Consider the following 11,523-nt stretch of genomic DNA (forward strand, 5'->3'; position numbering starts at 1 on the left):
CTCCGTGAAAAGGGACAATCGCGCCCCGGCATATGAAACAGTTGGAGACAGAGATGAGTGCAACAGCGGAGGCGCAAAGCCCGCAACAGCCAGCCCAAAAAAAGAAGACGCGTAAAAAAGTGCTGATTCTGCTGGCGCTGCTTTTTGTGCTGGCTGGCATCGCCTGGGGCGTTTACTGGTTCCTGGTGCTGCGGCATTTTCAGGAAACAGACGACGCTTACGTGGCCGGAAATCAGGTGCAGGTCATGGCGCAGGTGTCGGGCAGCGTTAACAAGGTCTGGTTCGACGATACCGATTTCGTGAAGAAAGGCGACGTGCTGGTTTCGCTGGATAAAACCGACGCCGAGCAGGCGTTTGAAAAAGCGCAGACCGCGCTGGCCACCAGCGTGCGTCAGACCCATCAGCTGATGATCAACGCGAAGCAGTATCAGGCGAGCATCGCGCTGCAGCAAACCGCGCTGGCGCAGGCGGAAGCGGATCTGAAACGCCGCGAGCCGCTGGGAGCGTCTAACCTGATCGGCCGTGAAGAGCTGCAGCACTCGCGCGACGCGGTCGCGACCGCGAAAGCGCAACTCGACGTGGCGGTGCAGCAGTACAACGCCAACCAGGCGATGATCCTCAACACTTCGCTGAACGAACAGCCGGCGGTAAAACAGGCCGCCGCGGAACTGCGCGACGCCTGGCTGGCGCTGCAGCGTACCGATATTCGCAGCCCGATGGACGGCTACGTGTCGCGCCGCAGCGTGCAGGTCGGCTCGCAAATCAGCACCAGCACGCCGCTGATGGCGGTGGTGCCCGCCACCAATCTGTGGATCGACGCTAACTTCAAAGAGACGCAGCTGGCTGGCGTGCGCATCGGACAGGACGCGACGGTGGTGGCAGATATCTATGGCGACGACGTGGTCTATCACGGCAAAGTGGTCGGTCTGGATATGGGCACCGGCAGCGCCTTCTCGCTGCTGCCTGCGCAGAACGCCACCGGCAACTGGATCAAAGTGGTTCAGCGTCTGCCGGTGCGTATCGAGCTTAATCAGGACGATATCGCGAAGCATCCGCTGCGTATTGGTCTGTCGACGCTGGTGAAAGTCGACACCACCAGTAAAGACGGCAGCGCCCTCGCCACCAGCGTTCGTCAGCAGGCCGCCTATAGCAGCAATGCGCTGGCGATCGACCTGGCGCCGGTGAACCAGCTGATCACTGATATCGTTCGCGCCAACGCCGGATGATCACGCGGAGGCTGTCATGGCACAAAAACCGCTAGAAGGCGCGCCGCTGGTCCTGATGACCATCGCGCTGTCGTTGGCGACCTTTATGCAGGTGCTGGATTCGACCATCGCTAACGTGGCGATTCCGACCATCGCAGGCAATCTGGGCGCCTCCAACTCGCAGGGCACATGGGTCATTACCTCGTTTGGGGTGGCGAACGCCATCTCCATTCCGATTACGGGCTGGCTGGCGAAGCGCGTCGGCGAGGTGAAACTCTTTACCTGGGCGACCATTCTGTTCGCTATCGCCTCCTGGGCGTGCGGCATGTCGGAAAGCCTGGAGATGCTGATTTTCTTCCGCGTCCTGCAGGGCGTGGTGGCCGGTCCGCTGATTCCGCTCTCCCAGAGCCTGCTGCTCAGCAACTATCCGCCTGCCAAGCGCAGCATCGCCCTCTCGCTGTGGGCGATGACGGTGATCGTTGCGCCCATCTGCGGGCCGATTCTCGGCGGCTGGATCAGCGATAACTATCACTGGGGCTGGATCTTCTTTATCAACGTGCCGATCGGCGCGGTGGTGGTGATGCTGACGCTGCAGACGCTGCGCGGCCGCGAAACCCGCACCGAGGTTCGCCCTATCGACGTGGTGGGCCTGGTACTGCTGGTGGTGGGCATCGGCTGTCTGCAGGTGATGCTGGACCGCGGTAAAGAGCTTGACTGGTTTAACTCCACCGAGATTGTAGTGCTGACGGTGGTCGCCGTGGTGTCGCTGGCGGTGCTGCTGGTGTGGGAGCTAACCGACGATCACCCGATTGTCGATCTGGCGCTGTTTAAGTCGCGCAACTTCACCATCGGCTGCCTCTCTATTAGCCTGGCCTATATGCTCTACTTCGGCTCGATCGTTCTGCTGCCGCAGTTGCTGCAGGAGGTATACGGCTACACGGCAACCTGGGCCGGTCTGGCGTCCGCGCCGGTAGGGATTATTCCGGTGATCCTGTCGCCGATTATCGGCCGCTTCGCCCACAAGCTGGATATGCGTCGGCTGGTGACCTTCAGCTTTATCATGTATGCCGTCTGCTTCTACTGGCGCGCCTATACCTTCGAACCCTCGATGGACTTTGGCGCGTCGGCCTGGCCGCAGTTTATCCAGGGCTTTGCGGTCGCCTGCTTCTTTATGCCGCTCACTACCATTACCCTTTCGGGACTGGCGCCTGAGCGGCTGGCGGCAGCGTCGAGCCTGTCGAACTTCGTGCGTACGCTGGCGGGCTCGATCGGCACTTCGATTACCACCACTATGTGGACTAACCGGGAATCGATGCACCACAGCACCTTTACCGAGTCGATTACGCCCTACAACCCCAATGCGCAGCAGATGTATACGCAGCTGGAAGGCATGGGGATGAGCCATCAGCAGGCATCGGCCTATATCGCTCAGCAGATCACCAACCAGGGGTTGATTATCTCCGCCAACGAAATCTTCTGGGCCTCGGCCGGCGTGTTTTTGATTCTGCTGGTGCTGATCTGGTTTGCCCGCCCGCCGTTTGGTTCCGGCAGCGGCGGCGGCGGCGCGCACTGATTTAAGACGTTAGTAAACAGCGCTGACATGAAAAAGTGGGTGGTCTGGGCAGAAGAGCAAAGCCTCACAAGCACAGAAACAAAAACGGGCCTTTCGGCCCGTTTTTTTATGCGTTCTGGCGCCACCATTCGGCAAGCAGAATGCCGGTAGCCACCGAGACGTTGAGGCTCTCGACGTTGCCGGTGCCGCCGATCGACAGGCTGATATCGCCCTGCTGGAACGCGCTGTCGGACAGGCCTTCGCTCTCCTGGCCCAGCACCAGCACCATCTTCGCCGGCAGCTCCGCTTTCGCCAGCGGCGTGCCTTTATGGCTAGAGGTGGTGACAATGGTATAGCCCGCCTTGCGGAACGCTTCCAGACCGGCGGCAAAGCTTTCGCCGCTGATCGCCTGAACGTGTTCTGCGCCGCCTTCAGCGGTACGCACCGCCGCGCCCGACTCCAGCAGCGAGGCGTCGTTCACCAGCAAACCTTTCACGCCGAAATGCGCGCAGCTGCGCATAATGCCGCCCAGGTTGTGCGGGTTGCTGACATCTTCCAGCGCCAGCACGCAATCTTTCTCACCGGCCTGGCTCAGCCACTCGCTGACCGCCATGCCCATGCGTTTTTTGATAATGAAGCAGACGCCGCCGTGGTGTTCGGTGCCGGAGGCCTTCGCCAGCTCGGCATCCTCAACGACGTGGTAGGCTTTGCGGTTCGCCGCCAGCCAGCGCAGCGCTTCACGGAAACGCGGCGTTACGCTCTGCACGAACCAGGCGCGCACGATCGCTTCGGGGCGGCTCTGGAACAGCGCCTGACAGGCGTTTTCGCCGTAGACGCGCGTCTCTTCCTGACGCTGACGACGGATCACTTCCGGATCGATAGCGACTTTGCCGCCCTGCTCCGGCTGTTTCTCTTCTACCGACGCGCGCTCGCTCGGCGGACGCGACACGGTGCGCCAGGGCGAGAAGGCTTCGTCGCTGCGTGGTTTGCGGCTGCCTTCGTCGCTGCGAGAACGACGGTTGCCTTCATCGCTGCGCGGACCACGGCTGCCTTCATCACGGCGAGAACCCCGGCTACCTTCATCGCTGCGCGGCTTGCGGCTGCCGCCCTCTTCGCTGCGGCGGCCTGGGCCAGAAGAACGACGAGAATCTTCCTGACGGGCTGGGCGGCCACCCCCTTTACCGGTACGCGGATTCGGCGCGCGTGAGCCTGACTCGCCCTCATCTCGCACGTACATCACTTTTACCTTGCCACTTTTGCCTTTAAATTCGTCGTTCATCTGTTCCTCCTGCATTGAGAGCGCGCAGATTACCTGATGTATTAGCGCTTAGCTATCAACTATTGAACCTATTGGACAATCCAGTTTGAGGGCGGTTCGCAACCTTCTCATAATGGGCAATATTTACAAGAATGGCACCTGCAAACCCTTTGAGGTAATTATGAATACGGTATGTGCTTCCTGTCAGGCAACCAATCGCGTTCCGCCTGAGCGCGTCGCCGATGGAGCGAAATGCGGCCGCTGCGGCAGCGATCTGTTTAATGGCGAAGTCGCAAACGCGACCGCCGATACGCTGGATAAATATCTGCAGGACGATCTGCCGGTAGTGGTCGATTTCTGGGCGCCCTGGTGCGGCCCCTGCGTTAACTTTGCGCCGGTGTTTAAAGAGTTGGCGCAGGAGCGCAGCGGCCAGGTGCGTTTCATCAAGGTGAACACCGAAGCGGAACCCTCGCTGAGCGCGCGTTTTCGCATCCGCAGCATTCCGACCATTATGATCTTTAAAAAAGGCGAGATGGTGGACATGCTGAACGGCGCGATGCCGAAGGCGCCTTTCAACGAATGGCTGGATGAATCGCTGTAAGTCTCTCCAGACCCTTTCTCCCCATTCTCAGGCCAGCCGCGCTGGCCTTTTTCATTTCGCACGCGCTTCGATTACACTAGCGTTTTACTTTTCTCCCTAAGCCATGACTGATAACGCCGTTCTTCGCCTGCGTGCGCAACGCCTTGCCCGCGCCACTCGCCCTTTTCTCGCCCGAGGCAACCGCGTCGTGCGCTGTCAGCGCTGCTTGCTGCCACAGAAAAACTGTCTGTGCGCCACTATTAAGCCGCAAAGCGCACGCAGCCGCTTTTGCCTGGTGATGTTCGATACCGAGCCGATGAAGCCCAGCAACACCGGGCGGCTGATTGCCGATATCCTGCCGCAGACCGACGCGTTCGGCTGGTCGCGCACCGAGCCCGATCCGGCGCTGCTTAGCGCCGTCGCGCATCCCGACTATCAGCCGATGGTGGTATTTCCCGCCTCCTATGCCGATCCCGGCCGCGAGGTGCTGACTGCGCCGCCGCTGAGCGGCAAGCCGCCGCTGTTTATTATGCTCGACGGCACCTGGACCGAAGCGCGTAAAATGTTTCGCAAAAGCCCCTGGCTCGATGCGCTGCCGGTGATGTCGCTCAACGTCACCGCGCCGTCGCGCTATACCCTGCGCGAAGCGCATGGCGAAGGCCAGCACTGTACCGCCGAAGTGGCCGCGGCGCTGCTGGAGCAGGCGGGCGATCTGGCGGCGGCGCAGGCGTTGCGACAGCACTTCGAGCATTTCCGCCACGCCTACCTGGCGGGCAAACCGCATCATCCCGCCCATCAGAGCGTCATCGCCGAAAGCCTGTAGCGCGCCTGCGCGGCGGAAATACCGGTGCGGCTCTCAGCCTGCGATCGCTGGACCGGCAAACCGCGTTAAAAGCGATTACAATCATGCCAGTCGACTTCGGGAGAGTGGGATGAGCCAACGCGGACTGGAAGCGCTGTTACGACCTAAATCCATTGCGGTGATCGGCGCCTCGGACAGGCCGGGACGCGCGGGTCACTTTATGATGCGCAATTTGCTGGCGGGCGGTTTTAGCGGCCCGGTGCTGCCGGTGACGCCCAAATATAAAGCTGTCAGCGGCGTGCTCGCCTGGCCCACCATCGACAGCCTGCCGTTCGCGCCCGACCTGGCGGTGATCTGCACCCATGCGAAACGTAACCTCGAACTGCTGCAGCAGCTGGGCGAAAAAGGGTGCAAGGCCTGTATTATCCTCTCCGCGCCCGCCAGCCAGCTGGACGAGCTCAAAAGCTGCGCCGCGCAGTGGCAGATTCGCCTGCTCGGCCCTAACAGCCTCGGGCTGCTTGCGCCCTGGCAAGGGCTTAACGCCAGCTTTTCGCCGGTGCCGATTGAAAAAGGGCGCATCGCCTTTATCTCTCAGTCGGCGGCGGTCTCCAATACGATTCTCGACTGGGCGCAGCAGCGCAGTCTGGGCTTCTCCTGGTTTATCGCGCTGGGCGACAGCCTGGATACCGACGTTGACGATCTGCTCGATTTTCTGGCGCGCGACGGTAAAACCAGCGCCATTCTGCTCTATCTCGAACACCTGAGCGACGCGCGGCGCTTTGTCTCCGCCTCGCGCAGCGCCTCGCGTAATAAACCCATTCTGGTGATCAAAAGCGGCCGCAGCCATCAGGCGCAGGCGCTGCTCGGCACCCACAGCGGGCTGGACGCCGCCTGGGATGCGGCGATCCAGCGCGCCGGCCTGCTGCGCGTGCAGGATACTCACGAACTCTTCACCGCCGTGGAATCGCTCAGCCATATGCGCCCGCTGCGCGGCGACAGGCTGATGATCGTCAGCAACGGCGCCGCGCCTGCTGCGCTGGCGCTGGACGAACTCTATGCGCGCAACGGCAAGCTTGCCGTGCTGAGCGAAGAGACGCTGGCGGCGCTGGCGGCGCTGCTGCCGGAAGGCGTCGGACGCGGCAATCCGCTCGACCTGAAAGATGACGCTACGCCGCAGCGCTATGTCGACTGCCTGAATATTCTGCTGGGCAGCCATGAGCTCGATGCGCTGATGATTATCCATGCGCCCAGCGCGGTGGCGCCCGCCACCGAATCGGCGCAGCAGATCATTCAGGCCATTGCCGCCCATCCGCGCGGCAAGCAGGTAACACTACTGACTAACTGGTGCGGCGAGTTCTCCTCGCAGGCGGCGCGGCGCGCCTTTACCCAGGCGGGCATTCCCACCTGGCGTACTCCGGAAGGCACGGTCACGGCGTTTATGCATCAGGTGGAGTACCGTCGCAACCAGAAACAGCTGCGCGAAACCCCGGCGCTGCCCGCCAGCCTGACGCAGGACAGCGCCCAGGCGCATCAGCTCTTGTCGCAGGCGCTGGCGAAAGGGGTTACCACGCTCGACACTCATGAGGTGCAGCCGGTGCTGCAGGCGTACGGGCTGGCGACGCTGCCGACCTGGATTGCGGGCGACAGTTGCGAAGCAGCCGCTATCGCCGAACGTATCGGCTATCCCGTGGCGCTCAAGCTGCGCTCGCCCGATATCGCCCATAAATCAGAGGTTCAGGGCGTGATGCTCTATCTGCGCAACGCTGCGGAAGTGCAGCAGGCGGCCGAGGCGATCGTCGATCGGGTAAAACAGACGCTGCCGCAGGCGCGCATCGAAGGGCTGCTGGTGCAGAGCATGGCGAACCGCGCCGGGGCGCAGGAGCTGCGCGTCGTGGTGCAGCAGGATGCGCTGTTCGGTCCGGTGATTTTGCTGGGCGAAGGCGGCGTAGAGTGGCAGGCGGACAAGCAGGCGGCGGTAGCGCTGCCGCCGCTTAATATGACGCTGGCGCGCTATCTGGTGATTCAGGCGATCAAAAGCGGCAAGATCCGTAGTCGCGGCGGGCTCGACACGCTGGATATTCCTGCGCTTAGCCAGCTGCTGGTGCAGGTCTCTAACCTGGTGGTGGACTGCCCGGAGATCCAGCGGCTCGATATCCATCCGCTGCTGGCGGCGGGCAGCGAATTCACCCTGCTGGACGTCACCCTCGATCTGGCGCCGTTCAGCGGCGACAACGAAGCGCGGCTGGCGATACGCCCCTATCCGCAGCAGCTTGAAGAGCGGGTGACGCTGAAAGATGGGCAGAGCTGCTTGTTCCGCCCTATCCTGCCGGAAGATGAGCCGCTGCTGCGCGCCTTTATCGCACAGGTTACCAAAGAGGATCTCTACTACCGTTACTTTAGCGAGATCAACGAGTTCACCCATGAGGATCTCGCCAATATGACGCAGATCGACTATGACCGCGAGATGGCCTTCGTCGCGGTGCGCCAGCAGCAGGAGAGCAGCGAGATTATCGGCGTCACGCGCGCGATTTCCGACGCCGACAACATTGACGCCGAGTTTTCCGTACTGGTGCGATCCGATTTAAAAGGGCTCGGCATGGGACGGCGGCTGCTGGAAAAGATGATCCGCTATACCCGCGATCATGGCCTGCAGCAGCTCAACGGGATCACCATGCCGCATAACCGCGGCATGATTACCCTGGCGCGCAAGCTGGGGTTTGGGGTGGAGGTTCAGCTCGATGAAGGTATCGTCAGCCTCAATTTACCCTTACACAGGGACATCAGCTAACCTTGTAGAGAAAGGTAAAAAATGGCCGACCGCACCAGGTTGATGTTATTATTTACCGTTATGACCCTGATTTGATGGCAAAAGGCCATGCAATGAAACGAGAAGAAGCGCACTGCGATGCTGACTAAATTCAAACGCAATAAGCATCAACAACACCTCGCACAGTTGCCGAAGCTGTCACAGTCCCCTGCGGACGTGACAACGCTCTACTCGCCAGCCGACTTCCGTCGCACGCTGCTGGAAAAGATCGCGGCGGCGCAGCACCGTATCTGCATCGTCGCGCTCTACATGGAAAACGACGATGCCGGCCGCGCGGTAATGGATGCGCTCTATGCGGCGAAACGCGCGCAACCTGAGCTGGATGTCAGCATTCTGGTCGACTGGCATCGCGCCCAGCGCGGACGTATCGGCGCGGCGCGCGGCGTCACTAATGCCGACTGGTATTGCGAGATGGCGACGCAGCATGCGGATATCGCCATTCCGGTTTACGGGATCCCGGTCAATACGCGCGAAGCGCTCGGCGTGCTGCATCTGAAAGGCTTTATCATCGACGATACGCTACTCTACAGCGGCGCCAGTATTAACGACGTTTACCTGCATCAGCATGATAAGTATCGCTACGACCGCTATCAGCTGATTCGCAACCCGCAGCTGGCCGACACTATGTATGAGTGGATTAACGTCAACCTTAAGCAGTCGGAAGCGGTCAACCGTCTCGATCGCGAAGAGCGTCCTTCCAGCCCGGAAATCAAAAATGAGACGCGCCAGTTCCGCCAGGATCTGCGCGGCTTCAACTATCAGTTCACCGGCGATGGCCATAATGAAGAGCTGACCGTTACCCCGCTGGTTGGGCTAGGCAAACGCAGCCTGCTCAATAAAACTATTTTTCACCTGATGCCCTGCACCGAGCAGAAGCTCACCATTTGTACGCCCTACTTCAACCTGCCGGCCATCCTGGTGCGCAGCATTATTCATCTGCTGCGCGAGGGCAAAGAGGTGGAGATTATCGTCGGCGATAAAACCGCCAACGACTTTTATATTCCGCCTGAGCAGCCGTTCAAAATTATCGGCGCGCTGCCCTATCTCTATGAGATCAATCTGCGCCGCTTCCTCAGTCGTCTACAGTACTATGTCGATAACGGACAGCTGGCGGTACGCCTGTGGAAGGATGGCGAGAACAGCTATCACCTGAAAGGCATTTGGGTCGATGACGAGTGGATGCTGATTACCGGCAATAACCTCAACCCGCGCGCCTGGCGTCTCGATCTGGAAAATGCGGTGCTGATCCACGATCCGCTGCAGCAGCTCGCCGAGCAGCGTGAAAAAGAGCTGGCGCTGATCCGCACGCATACGGAGGTAGTGAAGCATTTCCGCGATCTGGAAAGCATTTCTGACTATCCCGCTAAGGTGCGCAAGCTGATTCGTCGTCTGCGCCGTATTCGTATCGACCGTCTGATTAGCCGTATTCTGTAATGCTTTGCCTGCGGCGTCTGTCGCCGCAGGCCATCGCTCCTGCCAGAAGGCCCTGCCAACCTTTACAGCTTAATGCCCTTGCCGCGCTTGTGCAGCAGCAGCGACACCAGAAACGCCAGCGCGCCCATTGCCGAAACATACCAGAAGAAGGTGGTTTCGATCCCCTGCTGCTTCATCAGCAGCGCGACATATTCCGCCGAGCCGCCGAAAATCGCATTGGCTACGGCATAGGATAAGCCGACGCCAAGCGCACGCACCTCAGGCGGAAACATCTCGGCCTTGAGGATGCCGCTGATAGCGGTATAGAAGCTGGTTATCAGCAGCGCCAGCATAATCAGGCAGAAGGCGACGGTCGGACTCTGCACACTTTGCAGCGCGGTAAGAATGGGAACGGTGCAGACAGCGGCGCCCGCGCCGAAAATCAGCATCGAACCCCGACGGCCAATTTTATCGGACAGCGCGCCGATAACCGGCTGTATCAGCATAAATACCAGCAGCGCGGCGGTCATCAGGCCGCTGGCGCTTTTCGCATCCATGCCCGCCGTGTTCACCAGATACTTTTGCATGTAGGTGGTAAAGGTGTAGAAGCTCAGCGAGCCGCCAGCGGTGAAACCCAGCACCATCAGGAAAGCGCGCGTATGGTTGCGCAGCAGTCCGGTAATGCTGCCGGCGTCTTTATGATGACGACTCTGATTATCTGAGGTTTCATGCAGCGATCGGCGCAGCCAGAGAGCTACAACCGCCAGGATGGCGCCGAGGAAAAAGGGGATGCGCCAGCCCCAGCTGCGTAGATCCTCTTCGCTAAGGATAAACTGCAGCACCACCACCGTCAGCACTGCCAGCAGCTGGCCGCCGATAAGCGTAACGTACTGGAAGGATGCGTAAAAACCTTTGCGCCCTTCCAGCGCAACCTCGCTCATATAGGTGGCGCTGGTGCCATATTCGCCGCCCACCGACAGTCCCTGAAACATGCGCGCCAGCAGCAGGATCGCCGGGGCCGCGATGCCGATAGAGCCATAGCCAGGCAGGCAGGCGATGACCAGCGAGCCGAAGCACATCATGCACACCGAGATAAGCATCGATTTTTTACGACCGTGCCGATCGCCGATATAGCCAAACAGCCAACCGCCGATGGGACGCATTAAAAACCCTGCAGCGAATACCCCTGCGGTTTGCAGCAGCTGCGTGGTGGTATCGCCTTTAGGAAAAAAGATATGCGCAAAATAGAGTGAGAAGAATGAGTAGACGTAGAAGTCGAACCATTCGACCAGATTACCCGACGATGCGCCGACGATCGCCCAGACGCGTTTCTTGCTGATCCCCGACTCTTCTACCCCAGTTCGGGATGAGCGCGAATTAAATTCTGCCATGCTTTACCTCAAGTTCCTTGCTGATAAGCAGCGTTAAAACAATGAGTAAAGCATTTCATTCGGGACAACGAAACGTTATCGCGGTTGCGCTGCGGTAAATGTGATGCGCAAGAGGTTTAGTTGTAACACGTGTAACTGAGAAAGTGTTTTTTTCTGGCCTGAAAACGCAAAAAACCCTGACCGTGAGGTCAGGGTTATCGCAGTTGGATGCCTGGCAGTTCCCTACTCTCGCATGGGGAGACCCCACACTACCATCGGCGCTACGGCGTTTCACTTCTGAGTTCGGCATGGGGTCAGGTGGGACCGCCGCGCTAAGGCCGCCAGGCAAATTCTTGTGCACGGAACGAATCTTTTACGCTGCTGCTGCGTTGGCTGCTCTCGTAAAGTCAGTCACATACCTCAGTATGCTCCTTCCTTTACCGCGCTTGCCGCCTTGCTTCAGCGCAAAATCTTTCGTTCCCGCTAATTCTTTATCCGTTAACAAGCTGAAAATCT

General features: G+C 59.9%; 8 protein-coding genes and 1 rRNA gene. 6 read left to right on the plus strand and 3 right to left on the minus strand.

Features of this window, described 5'->3' with window-relative positions:
* The first annotated feature begins 53 nt into the window (after window positions 1-53).
* Window positions 54-1,226, plus strand: a complete 1,173-nt coding sequence (emrA, locus tag JS46_RS18415) for a multidrug efflux MFS transporter periplasmic adaptor subunit EmrA (protein ID WP_033754126.1) — start codon at window positions 54-56, stop codon at window positions 1,224-1,226.
* 16 nt (window positions 1,227-1,242) lie between these two features.
* A complete protein-coding gene (gene emrB / locus JS46_RS18420; RefSeq protein WP_033754128.1) occupies window positions 1,243-2,778 on the plus strand; it encodes a multidrug efflux MFS transporter permease subunit EmrB in 1,536 nt (511 codons plus the stop codon).
* 106 nt (window positions 2,779-2,884) lie between these two features.
* Here the strand turns inward: emrB and JS46_RS18425 are convergent, their stop codons facing one another.
* Window positions 2,885-4,036: a tRNA/rRNA methyltransferase gene (locus JS46_RS18425; RefSeq protein WP_033754131.1), complete on the minus strand. Its 1,152-nt coding sequence runs from the start codon at window positions 4,034-4,036 to the stop codon at window positions 2,885-2,887.
* 160 nt (window positions 4,037-4,196) lie between these two features.
* On the opposite strand from JS46_RS18425, the gene trxC reads away from it, so the two are divergent.
* The 4 genes from trxC (at window position 4,197) to pssA (ending at window position 9,658) form a co-directional block, all read left to right on the plus strand.
* Window positions 4,197-4,616, plus strand: a complete 420-nt coding sequence (gene trxC, locus JS46_RS18430; protein WP_033754182.1) for a thioredoxin TrxC — start codon at window positions 4,197-4,199, stop codon at window positions 4,614-4,616.
* Between the two features lie 103 nt (window positions 4,617-4,719).
* The gene (locus JS46_RS18435; RefSeq protein ID WP_033754134.1) at window positions 4,720-5,418 is read left to right on the plus strand and encodes a tRNA-uridine aminocarboxypropyltransferase; all 699 of its coding nucleotides are present in this window, start codon (window positions 4,720-4,722) and stop codon (window positions 5,416-5,418) included.
* Window positions 5,419-5,527: 109 nt separating this feature from the next.
* Complete coding sequence (locus JS46_RS18440; RefSeq protein WP_033754137.1) at window positions 5,528-8,185, plus strand: bifunctional acetate--CoA ligase family protein/GNAT family N-acetyltransferase; 2,658 nt, start codon at window positions 5,528-5,530, stop codon at window positions 8,183-8,185.
* 117 nt (window positions 8,186-8,302) lie between these two features.
* On the plus strand, window positions 8,303-9,658 hold the full coding sequence (pssA, locus tag JS46_RS18445; RefSeq protein WP_033754140.1) for a CDP-diacylglycerol--serine O-phosphatidyltransferase: 1,356 nt from the start codon (window positions 8,303-8,305) through the stop codon (window positions 9,656-9,658).
* Window positions 9,659-9,720: 62 nt separating this feature from the next.
* On the opposite strand, the gene JS46_RS18450 is transcribed toward pssA, so the two are convergent.
* Both JS46_RS18450 and rrf read right to left on the minus strand, forming a co-directional pair.
* Window positions 9,721-11,028: an MFS family transporter gene (locus JS46_RS18450; RefSeq protein WP_033754143.1), complete on the minus strand. Its 1,308-nt coding sequence runs from the start codon at window positions 11,026-11,028 to the stop codon at window positions 9,721-9,723.
* A gap of 209 nt (window positions 11,029-11,237) precedes the next feature.
* Window positions 11,238-11,353: ribosomal RNA gene (rrf, locus tag JS46_RS18455) — 5S ribosomal RNA — on the minus strand.
* Between the last annotated feature and the right edge of the window lie 170 nt (window positions 11,354-11,523).

Origin of the sequence: Pantoea sp. NGS-ED-1003 (assembly GCF_000738765.1) — a bacterium.
Taxonomy (GTDB): Bacteria; Pseudomonadota; Gammaproteobacteria; order Enterobacterales; family Enterobacteriaceae; genus Pantoea; species Pantoea septica.

What these genes read in the sequence shown, in the direction of transcription:
- JS46_RS18450 (WP_033754143.1), bottom strand. Translation starts at nt 11,028, where the DNA reads ATGGCAGAATTTAATTCGCGCTCATCCCGAACTGGGGTAGAAGAGTCG.
- JS46_RS18425 (WP_033754131.1), bottom strand. Translation starts at nt 4,036, where the DNA reads ATGAACGACGAATTTAAAGGCAAAAGTGGCAAGGTAAAAGTGATGTAC.
- JS46_RS18440 (WP_033754137.1), top strand. Translation starts at nt 5,528, where the DNA reads ATGAGCCAACGCGGACTGGAAGCGCTGTTACGACCTAAATCCATTGCG.
- trxC (WP_033754182.1), top strand. Translation starts at nt 4,197, where the DNA reads ATGAATACGGTATGTGCTTCCTGTCAGGCAACCAATCGCGTTCCGCCT.
- pssA (WP_033754140.1), top strand. Translation starts at nt 8,303, where the DNA reads ATGCTGACTAAATTCAAACGCAATAAGCATCAACAACACCTCGCACAG.
- JS46_RS18435 (WP_033754134.1), top strand. Translation starts at nt 4,720, where the DNA reads ATGACTGATAACGCCGTTCTTCGCCTGCGTGCGCAACGCCTTGCCCGC.
- emrA (WP_033754126.1), top strand. Translation starts at nt 54, where the DNA reads ATGAGTGCAACAGCGGAGGCGCAAAGCCCGCAACAGCCAGCCCAAAAA.
- emrB (WP_033754128.1), top strand. Translation starts at nt 1,243, where the DNA reads ATGGCACAAAAACCGCTAGAAGGCGCGCCGCTGGTCCTGATGACCATC.